This window comes from Virgibacillus tibetensis, assembly GCF_036026595.1.
GTDB lineage: Bacteria > Bacillota > Bacilli > Bacillales > Amphibacillaceae > Virgibacillus_P > Virgibacillus_P tibetensis.
Genome location: NZ_JARZFX010000001.1, coordinates 410,345 through 425,216, shown reverse-complemented (window position 1 = coordinate 425,216; position 14,872 = coordinate 410,345). Strand labels below are relative to the sequence as shown.

The 14,872-nt window shown below is 37.9% G+C and carries 13 protein-coding genes; 5 read left to right on the top strand and 8 right to left on the bottom strand.

Translation table 11 applies throughout. The annotated features are described in order from the left end of the window. Positions 1 to 32: 32 nt before the first annotated feature. Positions 33 to 1,655 carry a M20/M25/M40 family metallo-hydrolase gene (locus QGM71_RS02315; RefSeq protein WP_327605892.1) on the bottom strand — a complete coding sequence of 541 codons (1,623 nt, stop codon included), beginning with the start codon at positions 1,653 to 1,655 and terminating at the stop codon, positions 33 to 35. A 199-nt stretch (positions 1,656 to 1,854) separates the two neighbouring features. Between QGM71_RS02315 and QGM71_RS02310 the strand changes: the two genes are divergently transcribed. The 4 genes from QGM71_RS02310 to QGM71_RS02295 are packed head-to-tail and all read left to right on the top strand — an operon-like array spanning position 1,855 to position 5,957. Continuing rightward, positions 1,855 to 2,589 (top strand): glycerophosphodiester phosphodiesterase, encoded by a 735-nt coding sequence (locus QGM71_RS02310; protein ID WP_327605891.1) that lies wholly within the window; start codon positions 1,855 to 1,857, stop codon positions 2,587 to 2,589. A gap of 24 nt (positions 2,590 to 2,613) precedes the next feature. Further along, positions 2,614 to 3,630 carry an NADPH dehydrogenase NamA gene (gene namA / locus QGM71_RS02305; RefSeq protein WP_327605890.1) on the top strand — a complete coding sequence of 339 codons (1,017 nt, stop codon included), beginning with the start codon at positions 2,614 to 2,616 and terminating at the stop codon, positions 3,628 to 3,630. Between the two features lie 18 nt (positions 3,631 to 3,648). After that, positions 3,649 to 4,563 carry a ribonuclease Z gene (gene rnz, locus QGM71_RS02300; protein ID WP_327605889.1) on the top strand — a complete coding sequence of 305 codons (915 nt, stop codon included), beginning with the start codon at positions 3,649 to 3,651 and terminating at the stop codon, positions 4,561 to 4,563. 23 nt (positions 4,564 to 4,586) lie between these two features. Beyond that, a complete protein-coding gene (locus QGM71_RS02295) occupies positions 4,587 to 5,957 on the top strand; it encodes an aldehyde dehydrogenase (RefSeq protein WP_407702989.1) in 1,371 nt (456 codons plus the stop codon). Between the two features lie 347 nt (positions 5,958 to 6,304). Here the strand turns inward: QGM71_RS02295 and QGM71_RS02290 are convergent, their stop codons facing one another. The 5 genes from QGM71_RS02290 to QGM71_RS02270 all read right to left on the bottom strand — a co-directional run bounded on the left by QGM71_RS02290 (position 6,305) and on the right by QGM71_RS02270 (position 12,856). Beyond that, on the bottom strand, positions 6,305 to 7,564 hold the full coding sequence (locus QGM71_RS02290) for a DNA polymerase IV (RefSeq protein ID WP_327605887.1): 1,260 nt from the start codon (positions 7,562 to 7,564) through the stop codon (positions 6,305 to 6,307). Positions 7,565 to 7,665: 101 nt separating this feature from the next. After that, on the bottom strand, positions 7,666 to 8,793 hold the full coding sequence (locus tag QGM71_RS02285) for a M20/M25/M40 family metallo-hydrolase (RefSeq protein WP_327605886.1): 1,128 nt from the start codon (positions 8,791 to 8,793) through the stop codon (positions 7,666 to 7,668). 37 nt (positions 8,794 to 8,830) lie between these two features. Further along, a complete protein-coding gene (locus tag QGM71_RS02280) occupies positions 8,831 to 10,369 on the bottom strand; it encodes an acyl-CoA carboxylase subunit beta (RefSeq protein ID WP_327605885.1) in 1,539 nt (512 codons plus the stop codon). 2 nt (positions 10,370 to 10,371) lie between these two features. Continuing rightward, positions 10,372 to 11,193 (bottom strand): methylmalonyl-CoA epimerase, encoded by an 822-nt coding sequence (gene mce / locus QGM71_RS02275; protein ID WP_327605884.1) that lies wholly within the window; start codon positions 11,191 to 11,193, stop codon positions 10,372 to 10,374. A 16-nt stretch (positions 11,194 to 11,209) separates the two neighbouring features. Further along, positions 11,210 to 12,856 (bottom strand): acyl-CoA mutase large subunit family protein, encoded by a 1,647-nt coding sequence (locus QGM71_RS02270; protein WP_327605883.1) that lies wholly within the window; start codon positions 12,854 to 12,856, stop codon positions 11,210 to 11,212. 132 nt (positions 12,857 to 12,988) lie between these two features. Between QGM71_RS02270 and prli42 the strand changes: the two genes are divergently transcribed. After that, positions 12,989 to 13,126 carry a stressosome-associated protein Prli42 gene (gene prli42 / locus QGM71_RS02265; protein ID WP_327605882.1) on the top strand — a complete coding sequence of 46 codons (138 nt, stop codon included), beginning with the start codon at positions 12,989 to 12,991 and terminating at the stop codon, positions 13,124 to 13,126. Positions 13,127 to 13,180: 54 nt separating this feature from the next. Here the strand turns inward: prli42 and QGM71_RS02260 are convergent, their stop codons facing one another. Together QGM71_RS02260 and QGM71_RS02255 are read right to left on the bottom strand one after the other, a co-directional pair. Beyond that, entirely contained in the window at positions 13,181 to 14,149 is a 969-nt protein-coding gene (locus QGM71_RS02260; protein ID WP_327605881.1) for an aromatic acid exporter family protein, read from the bottom strand. 153 nt (positions 14,150 to 14,302) lie between these two features. Further along, positions 14,303 to 14,734, bottom strand: coding sequence for a BrxA/BrxB family bacilliredoxin (locus QGM71_RS02255; RefSeq protein ID WP_327605880.1), 432 nt, complete (start codon positions 14,732 to 14,734; stop codon positions 14,303 to 14,305). Positions 14,735 to 14,872: the final 138 nt, after the last annotated feature.

Here is a 14,872-nt window from a genome sequence, read left to right as displayed (position 1 = left end):
ACTTTTCCTGTCGAAAAGTCACTAATATTAGATCAATCGGCTAATAGTTGATGGATAGCCTCATTAAGTATTTCGGGTAAATAATCAAAGCTATAATCTAATTCCAAGCGTTCTGTCCATTGATGCGGGTCCTTTCCTAAAGGTCCAATATTTAAAATAGGCATCGTTAATTGTTCCATAATATCTTCTGGGAAGACAAACCCGTTATTTTGTAGAGGCATATTCGTTGTAAGCTGATTTAATTTACTGTTTGAAGATACCGGGCCTACAAAACTTAAGTCAGACAGACCTGTAAAAAATTCTGAAACAGTTAAGTCAATATCATGATGTTTTTTGGTATATTTTTTTACATAACTCATTACATTTTCAATATATGGATCATTATTGGACGAAACAGCTGGATAAAATGGCGGACTATAAAATAACACAATCATTGGAGCAAGGTCTTTACACATTGCTGCCAGTTCCTGGACAAGCAATGTGGAAAAATCACGATCCCCTTTATCCCGTTGATTTACCAAAAGGTTTTGCCTGCGCGTAATTTCTTCTTCTCCAAATCGCTCTACTGCTTCTTTATAAAGATCTTCATACATGACAACATTTACCTTCAATGCAGGGATAGTGAAATCGGAAGCTATTTCAGCAAAGTTTGCTGCTTTTTCATGAACGTAAGATTCAATTTCAATCGCCGCTTTTTGGGCTCCTACTAACAATTTTTCGTTTATCTCCTTAAAAGTCTGCTTTAAATATAATACATTGTACATAGCTATTGCAGCATGTGGAGTCTGAACAGAATACTCTTCCTTTAAATCACGCTGCATCAGGCTCACTGGGGGCGGGGTTACTTCATCATCGATTTTTTCAATAAATGATTCATTCAATTCTAATTGCTGAGATAGAAAGCTGACCATTAGATTTGGATTAATACCTGCAAAAGGCTCTCCTACATGGGATTCTTTTCCATAGCAATAAAAACCTGGGAGCACCTTACCGATTGATCCTGTATATACATAATAAGAAGGATCTCCTGGATACTTGCTGAACATTGGTTCGCCATTTAAACATGCGCTAAACGTTAAATCATATTTCTTTTTTACCTGCTCTAATACAGGTAATGCTGTTAACATGCCTTGTGAATTCACTTCTTCATCAGGAACTGTAAGAAATAGAATATTCCCATCAAATTCACCGTCAATGGCCCTTTCCAGCATAGATAAGTGAAGTGCTATTCCTGCCTTCATGTCCATCGTGCCCCGACCGAATAACCAATCACCAGATTCTAAATCAGCTTGGACAGCTAATGGCAAATCTCCTTTGATCGTATTCATCTCTTCTGTCAATTCCCTTGGGTGAAAAGCAAGGTTTTGTAACGAGCCATAATCCTCAATACCAACTACATCAAAATGACTCAGTAAAATAATAGTATCTTTCTTTTTACCTTTACCTTCTACAAAAGCTGTTAAAAGACGTCTCCCATCCTCTAAAGGGTGAAGATTTAAATAGGATTCATTAGTTTGAAAATAGGCTTTTTGAGCCAATAAATGATGTAAGTACTCTGCTAAAGCTATTTCGGCATTTGTACCTGTTATACTTTGATGATTTACAAGGGAACAAAGTAAATCGGTTAATTCTTCTTTCGTTTGCCAACTATTCATACAAATCCTCCTTAATATATATCTAGCTACATCACCTAGAACATACCGGCATAAGCAATTGACATTCCCAAACGCACGCAAACCCCGGTGATTTACAGACTCTTGCTTTTTCGTCCACTTTTCGAACAATCACATGCGCCTTTCATTACAAATTGACTTTTCCAGATAAATAAAACACAATTAACATGAGGTGAATTTAGTGAGAACACAAATTTTAGCCCATCGGGGAGCTAGTAAACTTGCACCTGAAAACACTATGCCCGCTTTTGAACTCGCATATTTTCAGGAAGCTGAAGGTATTGAAACCGATGTTCAGCTGACTAAAGATAATATACCGGTCCTCATTCACGATGAACATGTAAAGCGAACAACTGATGGAGCCGGTTATATTAAGGACCTGGCATTTCATCAACTGAAAGAGCTGGATGCAGGTTCATGGTTTTCACAGAAATTCTCAGGAACACGCATACCTTCCCTTGAGGAATTTCTGCACTGGGCCCAAAATAAGCGGTTACATGTAAATATTGAGCTTAAAAATAATAAAATAGACTATAAGAATATAGAATCGATTGTTTATGAGATGATACTCCACTATCAATTACTTGATCGTACCACAATTTCGACTTTTAATTCAAACAGCCTGAAACGGATGAGAGACTTCGATAATAATTTAAGTGTAGCCCTATTAACATCAAAAAGAAATAAAAATATTGTTGCTTACTCAAAAACAATCGGTGCTGATGCCATACACGTAAAGTACCGTTCGCTAAGCAAACCCCTCATCGAACATTCCCATCAGGAAAACATGGCTATTCGTGTATTTACAGTTAACCGATTTGCGCACATCATGAAATGTTTTAACTATGGATGTGATGGTATTATTACCGATATTCCAGGAGAAGCACGCCTGTATCGTGATTTGTTTGAGAAATAAACCATTATTTATAGGAGGAATTAAATGTCAGCATTATTTGAACCCTTAGAGATTAAAGGAATTACATTAAAGAATAGAATTGTAATGTCCCCAATGTGCATGTATTCATGTACGAATGAAGATGGTAAGGTTACTCCCTTTCACATCACACATTATGGCTCTAGAGCTGTCGGGCAAGTGGGACTGATTATGATGGAAGCTGCAGCTGTTCAGCCAGAAGGCAGGATTTCATCATATGATCTGGGTATTTGGAACAATGAACAGATTAAGGGATTAAAAGCTTTGAATGAACAAATTAATAGTTATGGATCTTCATCTGCTATCCAATTAGCACATGCTGGAAGAAAGGCTGTGTTAGACTCATTAATCTATTCGCCTTCTGCACTTGCATTTAATGAAAATTCGAAGATTCCGGAAGAGATGCGCATAAATGATATTAAAACAACTATAGATTCTTTTAAAAGTGCAGCTAAACGAGCTAAACTTGCTGACTTTGATGTTATTGAAGTTCATGCAGCCCATGGCTACCTTATTAATCAATTTTTATCCCCACTAACAAATAAGCGAACTGACGAATATGGAGGCAACCGGGAAAACCGTTTCTTGTTTCTAAAAGAAATAATAACATCAATTAAGGAGGAATGGAAAAAGCCCCTATTTGTCCGTCTATCAACAAATGAATACAATGAGGAAGGAAATACGTTGGATGACTTCATTTACTTTTCAACTCAGCTTAAAAAATTAGGCGTTGACTTAATTGATTGCAGTTCTGGTGGTGTAGTACCAGCAGCTATTTCTGTGTACCCTGGCTACCAAGTAAAGTATTGCGAAAAAATAAAAAGAGAGTCTGGAATTCCTACAGGAGCTGTTGGTCTGATTACATCAGGACTGCAAGCAGAAGAAATTCTTCAAAATGAGCGTGCAGACCTGATTTTTATTGGACGAGCTTTATTACGTAATCCTTATTGGGCTACTACAGCTGCAGCAGAATTAAACTACAATTTGCCTGCACCGAGGCAATACAAGCGTGGGTGGAATTAAAAGAATGGAGGATTTGTTATGGAAATGATATTTCTTGGGACTGGCGCAGGGGTTCCTTCTAAAAAACGAAATGTATCAGCAATAGCTGTAACCTTATTGCAGGAACTAAATAGTATATGGCTATTTGATTGTGGTGAATCCACTCAACACCAAATTCTGCGTACTTCTATAAAGCCTAGGAAAATTAATAAGATTTTTATCACGCATATGCATGGGGATCATGTATTTGGTTTACCCGGCTTCTTAAGTAGCCGTTCTTTTCAAGGTGGCGAGGATGAATTAACTATATATGGCCCAGCTGGAATTAAAGAATATGTAGAAACAAGCCTCAAGTTAAGTTCAACTCATTTAGCCTACCCCTTAACGATTGTGGAAGTATCAGAGGGAAAATTATATGAAGATAAGATGTTTATCGTATTTGCCAAGAAGCTTGAGCATGGGATTCCAACTTACGGGTTTCGGATTGAAGAGAAAGAAAAGCCTGGTGAGTTGTTAGTAGAGAAGTTAAAAGCGAGTGGTATTATGCCAGGTCCGGTATACAAACAGATTAAAGAGAATAATGCAGTAAGGCTGGAGGATGGAAGGGTTATAAATCGTTCTGACTATATTGGTGCTAGTAAAAAAGGCAGAATACTATCCATTCTTGGAGATACTCGTTCACCTGGCCAATTTAAAAACTTTGTAAATAAATCTGACGTATTAGTCCACGAGGCAACTTTTGGACACGATAAAAGAGATCTGGCTCATAATTATTTTCATTCTACAACAACAGAGGCAGCTGGGCTTGCTAAAGAGAGTCAAGTTAGTAAGTTGATCTTAACTCATATATCATCACGTTATCAATATGAAGACAACGCTAGTTTATTAAATGAGGCAAAAGCAATATTTATTAATACAGAACTTGCACATGACTTTTTTCATTTTACTATTTAATCAAATGAAAGGAAGTGAGTACAATAGAACAGATTGTTAACCTTGTTAGAAATCAAAGAGAATTTTTCAATAGTGGTAAAACACTCCACTATTCATATCGGAAGCATCAGCTTAAACTACTTAAAAACATGCTTAAGGCTTATGAAAAAGAAATTCACCAGGCTCTTTATAGTGATTTAAATAAATCAGCTTACGAAACCCATACAACTGAGCTGGGCTTTTTATATTCAGAGATCGATTTTACCTTAAAGCATTTAAAGAAATGGATGGATCCTGAGAAAGCAGACGCACCAATTACGCATAAAGGTACCCGTAATTATATTTACAAAGAACCTTATGGTGTTATCTTAACAATAGCTCCATGGAACTACCCTCTTCATTTGGCAATTGCACCTCTGATTGGGGCAATTGCAGCCGGGAATACTGCTGTATTAAAGCCATCCGAATTCACACAATCAACATCTTCTTTAGTTGCTGAAATGATAAAAGAGACGTTTGATCCTTCCTTTATAGCTGTTGTTGAAGGGGCAAAAGAAGTTACTAAACAGTTATTAGAACAGCGTTTTGATTATATCTTCTTTACTGGAAGTACTGCAGTTGGAAAAATAGTTATGCAGCATGCCAGCAAGAATCTTACGCCTGTTACACTCGAACTAGGTGGAAAAAGTCCAGCAATTATTGATAAAGATGCGAATATTGATTTGGCTGCCAAGCGTCTTGTATGGGGAAAATTCACAAATGCGGGTCAAACATGTGTAGCTCCCGACTATTTATACGTCCATTCTAAAATAAAATCCAAGTTGGTCAAAGCAATTAAAAAATATATTACGGAGATGTACAGTAAATGGCCACTTGAAAATGATGATTATATCCGGATTGTAAATAAAAATCATTTCAATAGATTACGCCCCTTCTTATCAAACGGAAAATTAGTTATTGGTGGCGGTTTTAATGAAGAAGACTTAAAAATTGAACCAACTATTTTAGATGAGATTACTTGGAATGATCCAGTTATGCAAGATGAGATATTCGGTCCCATTCTGCCATTAGTAACATTTACTGACCTTCAACACGTGATTACTGAACTAAAAGGAAGGGAAAAACCACTTGCACTATATTATTTTGGTGAAAAAGAAAAGTCCCAGCAAAACGTGCTGGAAAATGTGGCGTTTGGTGGAGGATGTATTAACGACACGCTTTATCATTTGGCAAACCCCCATCTTCCATTTGGTGGAGTAGGTAATAGTGGTATGGGAGCGTATCATGGAAAGTACAGTTTTAATACCTTTTCACACCAAAAGAGTATTTTACGACAAACAACCAAGTTTGACTTGCCATTCCGCTATCCAGGAAGTAAACTTTCCTTTGCAATCGTTAAAAAAATTATGAAATAGCAGTATTATTCGGCTAACAAACCCAATCGTCTGTAAAGTCTTTTTCGAGTCCTAATGTGCAGTTATATTATGAGATCTATACGCCTTTATATTTTCCTCACTAATAGAGGTTGGGACAAAATAGGAATTATTCAGGAAAATCCGAACATTAACGCTTGAGCAAATGTACCGCTTCGGCAAAACACTTCGCTTTTTAGTGGGCACGGCTTCAGCTAACTGTGTGAAGAAGAGCACTTCACACAGTGGATCTTCAGCTCGTGCTGTTCCCACAGGAGTCTGCGTATTTTGCCTACGCTAAGTTCCGATTGTTCGGATTCTCATTCTTCCATTTAGTTATGTCCCAGCCTCTATCGTTTATAATCATCTAAGAAATCTTTTTGAAAGCTAGTCTTCGGTTGTTGCTCCTCTCTGCTGCTTTGACTCGGTTCACTCAGGCTCTTAAAAGTTTCCTTACCGTATTTTTGAGATAGTTCATCTATGGCTGAGTCCAGTTTTTCTCTATTAGCTACTTTTTCATAGGTAAATAAATCCAACTGCTTTGCTATGTTTTGTTTCTCCTCCACATCTTGAACGGTAATACCTAATAATCGTATGGGTTCCAAATTCCAATGTTTATCAAGCAGATCGGTTGCTACCAAAAGAATATCTTCCTTTGATTCAATATAGGTTTGAAGCTTTTTACTTCGTGTGATTGTTCTTCGATCATGGTAGCGAATGGTAAGCTGCACACTTTTTCCTGCCGCGGCTTTTCGCTTCATTCGCCGCTCAACATTATCTCCCAGTTGGTTCAGCAATCGCTTTATATCGGTCACGTCCGTGGTATCATGCGGTAAGGTTTGGGAGCTGCCAATACTCTTGAATTCATAGATTGCATCAGGGTCAACGGGTCGTGTATCAATCCCATTGGCTCTATTCCTTAATCGTTCCCCATTAATACCTAAAATCTGTTTAAGTGGATATATATCCTGTTGAGCAAGGTCTCCAATTGTTTTAACATCAATAGTGTTTAATTTAGCCGCTGTCTTTTTCCCTACTCCATACATATCGGCAACAGGTAGAGGCCACAGTATATGTTGGATGTCTCTCTTTCGCAACACTGTAATACCCAATGGTTTCTTCATATCTGAAGCCATTTTCGCCAGAAATTTATTTGGAGCTATACCAATACTGCAAGGTAAGTCAAGTTCCTTTAAGAGTGTTTGTTGTAATTCTATTGCACTATCTACTGGGGACCTATGAAGGTAGCTTTCAGTAACATCCATATAGCCTTCATCAATCGATACTGGTTGTACATATGGAGTAATATCAGATAATCTTTTAAATATTTCCCTGGAAGCAATACGGTATCTTTCAAAATGAGGCCGCATAACAATCAGTTCTGGACAAAGCTTTTTAGCCTGCCATAACGGCATAGTAGTTTTAACACCTTTAGCTCTCGCTTCGTAACTGCTGGTTACAACAATTCCTTTTCGCTCTTCAGGGTTACCTGCAATCGCTAAGGGCTTTCCTTTTAGTTTAGGATTATGAGCCATTTCCACAGAAGCATAAAAGCAATTCATATCAATATGGAAGATAATTCTACCTTTTCCTGGAATTGGCTTTATCATAATAATTACATCCCTTTTAGCTCTATTAGTTACTACTAATTATAGCATAATTAGTAAAAACCCTTTAAGTAAGGTATCTCTTAAAGGGTTTTTGCAGCAATTTAGTTCCTCGCAACTTCTTGAATAATTGCTGTTACTAATTCAGTTATCTTTACAAGTTCATCCACTGCAATACGTTCGTTTGTAGTATGAATTTCTTCATAACCAACGGCTAAATTAACTGTAGGAATTCCCATTCCAGCAATAACGTTAGCATCACTGCCACCACCACTTTTCAGCAATTTGCTTTGACGGCCAATCGTTGTAGCTGCATTACGTGCAACTTCAACAACATGATCTCCTGCTTCCTGTTTAAAACCAGGATACATGATCTTAACTGTGACATCAGCCGATCCGCCCAGATCCTTTGCTGTACTCTCAAAGGCTTCTTTCATCTTGGCTACTTGCGCCTCCATTTTTTCCGGAATTAATGATCTAGCCTCTGCTAGTATTTCTACATGATCTGCTACAATGTTCGTTTGCTTTCCACCTTCAAAGCGGCCAATATTGGCTGTTGTTTCATCATCAATGCGACCTAGTGGCATCTTTGCAATCGCTTTAGCTGCAAGAGTAATTGCTGATATCCCTTTTTCCGGGGCAACACCAGCATGAGCTGTCTTTCCTTTAATTACCGCAGAAACCTTAGCCTGTGTTGGCGCAGCGACTATAATATCTCCTACATCACCATTACTATCCAAAGCATAGCCATACTTTGCAGTTAGCAGGGAACCATCAAGTGCCTTAGCTCCTACTAGTCCTGACTCTTCTCCAGCAGTGATTATAAATTGGATGTCACCGTGCTTCATATCTTTTTCCTTCAGCGTACGGATTGCTTCCAGAATAGCAGCTATGCCAGCCTTATCGTCTGCGCCTAATATCGTAGTGCCGTCTGAGACAATATAACCATCCTTTATCGAAGGATTAATTCCTTTCCCTGGGACCACTGTATCCATATGGGAAGTGAAATAAATCGTGTCCACATCTGTCTTGTTCCCCTTCAGTGTACATATTAGATTACCAGCACCATGACCAGTTTGTTCTTTACTGGAGTCTTCAAACACCTCTACTCCAAGGTCAGTAAACTTCTTTTTTAAAACTTCAGCTATTTCAGTTTCGAACTTCGTTTCAGAATCCACCTGTACCAATTCCATAAATTCATTGATTAATCTGTCTTGATTTATAGCAGTCATTCTAAACAGCCTCCTGATTTTTCTAATGTTATATTTATTATAAAGGAATGTTGCCGTGCTTCTTTTTAGGTCTTTCTTCCTGTTTGTTGTAGAGCATTTCTAAAGCCTGTACAAGTTTTATCCGTGTCTCGCGAGGGTCAATCACATCGTCCACCATCCCCAACCCGGCAGCTACGTAAGGATTCGCAAATTTTTCACGGTATGTATCGATCTTCTCTTGACGCGTTTCTTCTGGATTCTTACTATCAGCAATTTCTTTTGCAAAGATTATATTAGCTGCCCCTTCTGGACCCATTACAGCTATCTCTGCGTTCGGCCAGGCATATACTAAATCAGCACCTATGGATTTACTGTTTAAGGCGACATATGCCCCGCCATAGGCTTTTCTAGTAATTACAGTTATTTTGGGAACAGTTGCCTCTGAATAAGCATAAAGAATCTTCGCTCCATGGCGAATAATTCCTCCGTGTTCTTGTTTAACCCCCGGGAAAAATCCTGTTACATCTTCAAATGTGATTAAAGGAATATTAAACGAATCGCAGAAACGGATAAACCGGGCTGCTTTATCACTTGAATCAATATCAAGACCTCCCGCCAGGTACTTCGGTTGGTTACAGACCAAACCAACTGTTTCCCCTTGTATACGTGCAAAACCAACAACTATATTTTTGGCAAAATTTTCATGAATTTCAAAAAAACTCTCTCTATCAACTACCTGATTAATAACTTTCTTCACATCATAGGGTCTAATAGAATCAAATGGTACAATATCTGTCATATCAGGTCGGAAGTCTTCACTCTCATCACATTCAATAATTGCAGCTTTTTCTTGATTATTCGCAGGCAAGTAGGCAATTAATCTACGTACCGCGTCCAGTGCTTCTTCCTCATTCTCCGCTTTTATATGAGCATTCCCACTTTTAGCATTATGGATATCCGCCCCACCTAAATCCTCAGATGTGATCTTCTCACCAGTAACAGTCTCTATAACCTTGGGTCCTGTGATGAACATTTGTGATGTTTTTTCAACCATAATTACAAAGTCAGTAATAGCTGGAGAGTATACGGCCCCACCAGCACTAGGCCCCATAATTACTGAGATCTGAGGAATTACTCCCGAATAGATGGAGTTACGGTAAAAAACCTGCCCATAGCCATCCAGAGAGGATACCCCTTCTTGTATACGAGCTCCCCCAGAATCATTTAACCCAATAAATGGCACACCATTTTTTGCAGCTAAATCCATTACTGCAGCAATTTTCTTCCCATGCATTTCGCCAAGTGCTCCACCATATACCGTAAAGTCCTGAGCGAATAAATAGATAGGTTTGCCACATATCTTGCCATATCCTGTAACAACGCCCTCTCCTTTTGCAGTTTGGTCGTGATCAGATGAGCGATCCTCAATAAATGGATTTAACTCAACAAACGTGCCTTTATCGACGAGATAATCAATACGTTCTCTGGCAGTCTTTTTTCCTTTAGCATGCTGCTTTTCTATTCGTTCATCTCCACCGCCGAGTTCCACTTGTCTGCGTTTGTCATACAGTTCATTGATCTTATCAAAAATATCCACTACTATTCACTTCCCTCAGCTTGTTGGCATAATTCAAATAACACTCCATTTGCGACCTTTGGGTGGATAAAAGCAATTTGGCTATTATGTGCCCCCTGTTTTGGCTCCTTGTTTATCAAAGGAAGTCCTTCCTTCTTTAATCGAGCTAGACGTTCCTCAATGTTATCGACTTCCAACGCAATATGATGGACACCTTCCCCTTGCTTTTCAATGAATTTTTGAATTGGTGAAGAATCATTTAAAGCCTCTAACAGCTCAATCCGTGATTCACCGATTTTTAAAAAAGCAATTTTAACAGCCTCGGAATCAACAGCTTCCACAGCTTCTACATGCATTCCCAGGGAATCAGTGTAGAAATTGATCGCGCTATCAATACTTTTTACAGCTATTCCTATATGCGCAATTTTTTTTGGTGGTGTTACTGCAGATTTCTTTGGGTCAATAAGTTCCTGAATATAGTTTGCCAAAGACTCTGTGGAGGAGCCACTTGTAAAGATTTTCTTAATTCCTTTCTCTATCAAAATGGGAATGTCTTCACTTGGGATTACTCCGCCAGCCACTACTGGTATGTCACTTGCATCCCGCTTCCTAAGCTCGTCTATAACTTTAGGAAATAAAGTATTATGTGCTCCTGACAAAGAAGATAAACCGATGACATCAACATCCTCCTGCACTGCTGCTTGAGCTATTTGTACCGGAGTTTGACGGAGCCCGGTATAAATAACTTCCATACCGTGATCCCGCAGTGCCTGAGATATTACTAATGCTCCTCGGTCATGCCCGTCTAATCCTGGTTTTGCTACTAATACACGAATTTTCCCCATTGGTATCTCCCCTTTATTATCCTGTATACTCTCCGAATTCTTCACGTAAAACATTACAGATTTCACCGATCGTTGCATATAATCTTACCGCATCCAAGATATACGGTATCAGATTGCTATCCGCTATTTTTGTTTGTTCTTTTAAAGCAGTTAATGCTTCGTTTACTGCCTCTTGGTCTCTTTCCTGGCGAATAGTGTTTATTGAAGCTAATTGTGCCTTTTCTAAAGCTTCATCGACTTTCAATAAATCAGGGTTAACTTCTTCATCCACTTTAAATTTATTTAGCCCAACAATAATTTCTTTTTCTTTTTCTATATTCTTTTGAGTTTCATAAGCATTCTGATGAATTTCTCTTTGCATAAAACCTTCTTCGACTGCCTGTACGGCACCGCCTATTTCTTTAATACGGTCCAGATATTTATTAACTTCTTCTTCCATACGATCTGTTAATTCCTCAACATAATAAGAACCGCCCAGAGGATCAATTGTATCGGCTACACCGCTTTCATTTGCAATTATTTGTTGGGTTCTAAGTGCTATTCTTGCGGATTCTTCTGTAGGTAAAGATAATGCTTCATCACGAGAATTTGTATGGAGACTTTGAGTTCCACCCATCACAGCAGAGAGTGCTTGTAATGTAACCCGAACAATATTATTATCCGGCTGTTGTGCTGTCAGTGTAGATCCACCAGTTTGCGTGTGAAAGCGCATTTTCCAACTTTTAGGATCCTTTGCCTGATAATGTTCTTTCATAATTTTTGCCCAGATTCGTCTTGCTGCTCGGAACTTAGCTATTTCTTCAAAGAAATTGTTATGCGCATTAAAGAAGAATGCAAGTCTTGGTGCAAACGAATCAACATCCATTCCTGATTCAATTGCTGCATCTACATATGCCATTCCATTAGCTATTGTAAAAGCTGCTTCTTGTACAGCAGTTGATCCAGCTTCCCGAATATGATACCCGGAAATACTTATCGTATTAAACTTTGGCACATTATGTTGACAGTATTCAAATATATTTGTTATTAAACGCATGGATTGTTTCGGTGGGTAGATATATGTTCCTCTTGCAATGTATTCTTTAAGTATATCATTTTGAATCGTTCCAGTGAGTTTTTCTAATGGTACCCCTTGTTTTTCCCCAACTGCTATATACATACAAAGCAATACAGAAGCAGAAGCATTAATTGTCATCGATGTACTTACTTTATCTAGAGGAATTTGATCCAGTAATTGTTCCATATCATGTAATGAATCTATTGCTACACCTACTTTACCAACTTCCCCCTCAGACATGACATCATCCGAATCATATCCGATCTGAGTTGGTAAATCAAAAGCAACGGAGAGTCCTGTTTGTCCTTGATCCAATAAGTATCTAAAGCGTTTATTCGTCTCTACAGCAGAACCGAAACCTGCATATTGTCGCATCGTCCAAAAACGGCTTCGGTACATGGTTGGCTGTATCCCGCGTGTATAAGGATATTCTCCTGGAAATCCCAGATGATCATCTGAACGCTTCTTTTCAATATACAAACGTTCAACTTCAATATCAGAAGAAGTTGTGAAGGTTTCTTTTCTTTCTGGAAAGCGCTTTATTGTTGATTCTACTGCCTGTTCCCATTTCTCTTTATTTGAAGACTTTTTATTTTTATTATTCATAATCATAGTACCTCCATTCATTTGAATAAATTATTTCCCTATTTTTAATTTTAAATATTTTTTAAGACTTGTCCAATGTCATTTTTCACGTTAAAATATAAGTAGTAAAAAGGGTCAAAAGGAGGATTTAATATGGCTGCAAAACAAAAACAGTATTCAGCACCTAGAAAAAGTTCAAAACGTGAACGCAGAATAAAGGTAATTATATATATTATGATTTTAGCTATGGTACTATCTTCATTAACCGCTGGATTAGCATTTTTAATATAAAAGTAAATAATCAAAAATGGACTGGGCCGGACTTAAGCACAGTCCATTTTTAATTTACAGTTTTTTCTTACCTTTTACATCACTTTCTTTATATTTCTCTTTAAACTGTAAATAATCTTCAACCTCATGCAATAAACGAAATAGATTTGCCCTCGTTTCAAACTCTTCTCGTGTTGAAGGTAATTCTGCCTTATTAAACTCTTTTCTCAGCTCTTCCAATTCGTCTAAATATAGAGAAGCTGTATTTCCCGGATGTACCCCTTCGGATAACCCTTCGAAAAACCGTGCAATCTTTTCCGAAATAGATCCCGTGTTTGGTATCTTAGTTACAAGTGGCAGCATTCTTTGTAACAATTTGAACTGTCGTGACCGCATCCGAAAGTAGTCACTGTACGGATGCTCATTCCGTAATAAATGATTCTCACGGTCAAGTTCTACCAGGCTTGATGCTTCTTCTAATAATTCTTCACATCTAGTGATCTCTTTTCCATCCCAGCTAATATCTTTATCTCTTATGTATACTGCAACCTCAAATAAAATTCTTTGGAAATAATGTTCGACTTGTTTTTGCTTGTCTTTCAACTTATTATCCAGACTTGGCATGTACAGATTCAATAGTAAACCAGTACCAATTCCCACAATAATTAGTATAAACTGATCCATAAAAAAAGTAAGCGAAATAGAGGAAGCGCTGTATAAGTTCAGAATAATTACAGAGCTTGTTGCTATACCCGGCGTTATTTTCAAAAGCACAGTTGTTGGAATAAATAAAAACAACATTATTCCAATCACAATTGGATGATAGCCAATTGTTTCAAAAAGTACAAACGAGTATATACTGGCTATTACACATGCAATAAAACGGTGCCATGCACTCAAGTAAGATTTTTTTCTTGATGGCTGAATACATAGTATAGTTAAAATACCTGCAGATACGAAATTAGTCAGCCCTAATAATTGTGCAATCGAAATAGCAATTGGCGTCCCTACTGCGGTTTTAATTGTCCGATAGCCAATTTTCACCTTACCTATCTCCTTTATATCAGAAACTCATTACTCTAATAAAATAAGGCTGACCTACTTAACATAGAGACAGCCTCATTTAAACTGGATTAATTCGAGTAAGAAAAAAGACTTACAACGATCGGAACTCTAAAAGTCTTAATTACATCGGAATTAGACCTCTTCGCAATGTTTATCAAAAACCTGTTGAAGTTTACCGATTACATCCATAGCACTATAGCCTTCAATTTCATGACGCTCCAGCATAGTCACAATCTTGCCGTCTTTTAAAAAAGCAAAAGATGGAGATGAAGGCGGGTAACCTTCGAAGTAAGCACGAGCCTTTTCTGTTGCTTCGCGATCTTGTCCTGCAAATACAGTAACAAGGTGATCCGGTCGCTTATCATAGTGTATTGAGTTGGCTGCTGCTGGACGTGCAATTCCACCGGCACAACCGCATACTGAATTAACCATGACCAATGTTGTTCCTTCTTTGGTCAGCGCCTGATCTACATCCTCTGTAGTTGTAAGCTCCTGGTAGCCAGCTTCTCTTATATCTTTACGTGCAGCATCTACTACATCATTCATGAACAAGTTAAAATCCATATGATCATCCATCCCCTTAATAATATAAAGTATAGTTAAATCTATTCTTAGCTTATCAATTTTGAACAGATATTACAATTCAAACTAACTAGTACCAGATGACTCATTATTCAATGTACGATTATAAAGAAATAGAGA

Bases quoted from the DNA above. Each gene is read 5' to 3' on its own strand.
- rnz (WP_327605889.1), top strand. From the start codon at position 3,649: ATGGAAATGATATTTCTTGGGACTGGCGCAGGGGTTCCTTCTAAAAAA.
- QGM71_RS02285 (WP_327605886.1), bottom strand. From the start codon at position 8,793: ATGACTGCTATAAATCAAGACAGATTAATCAATGAATTTATGGAATTG.
- QGM71_RS02255 (WP_327605880.1), bottom strand. From the start codon at position 14,734: ATGGATTTTAACTTGTTCATGAATGATGTAGTAGATGCTGCACGTAAA.
- QGM71_RS02270 (WP_327605883.1), bottom strand. From the start codon at position 12,856: ATGAATAATAAAAATAAAAAGTCTTCAAATAAAGAGAAATGGGAACAG.
- prli42 (WP_327605882.1), top strand. From the start codon at position 12,989: ATGGCTGCAAAACAAAAACAGTATTCAGCACCTAGAAAAAGTTCAAAA.
- namA (WP_327605890.1), top strand. From the start codon at position 2,614: ATGTCAGCATTATTTGAACCCTTAGAGATTAAAGGAATTACATTAAAG.
- QGM71_RS02290 (WP_327605887.1), bottom strand. From the start codon at position 7,564: ATGATAAAGCCAATTCCAGGAAAAGGTAGAATTATCTTCCATATTGAT.
- QGM71_RS02315 (WP_327605892.1), bottom strand. From the start codon at position 1,655: ATGAATAGTTGGCAAACGAAAGAAGAATTAACCGATTTACTTTGTTCC.
- mce (WP_327605884.1), bottom strand. From the start codon at position 11,193: ATGGGGAAAATTCGTGTATTAGTAGCAAAACCAGGATTAGACGGGCAT.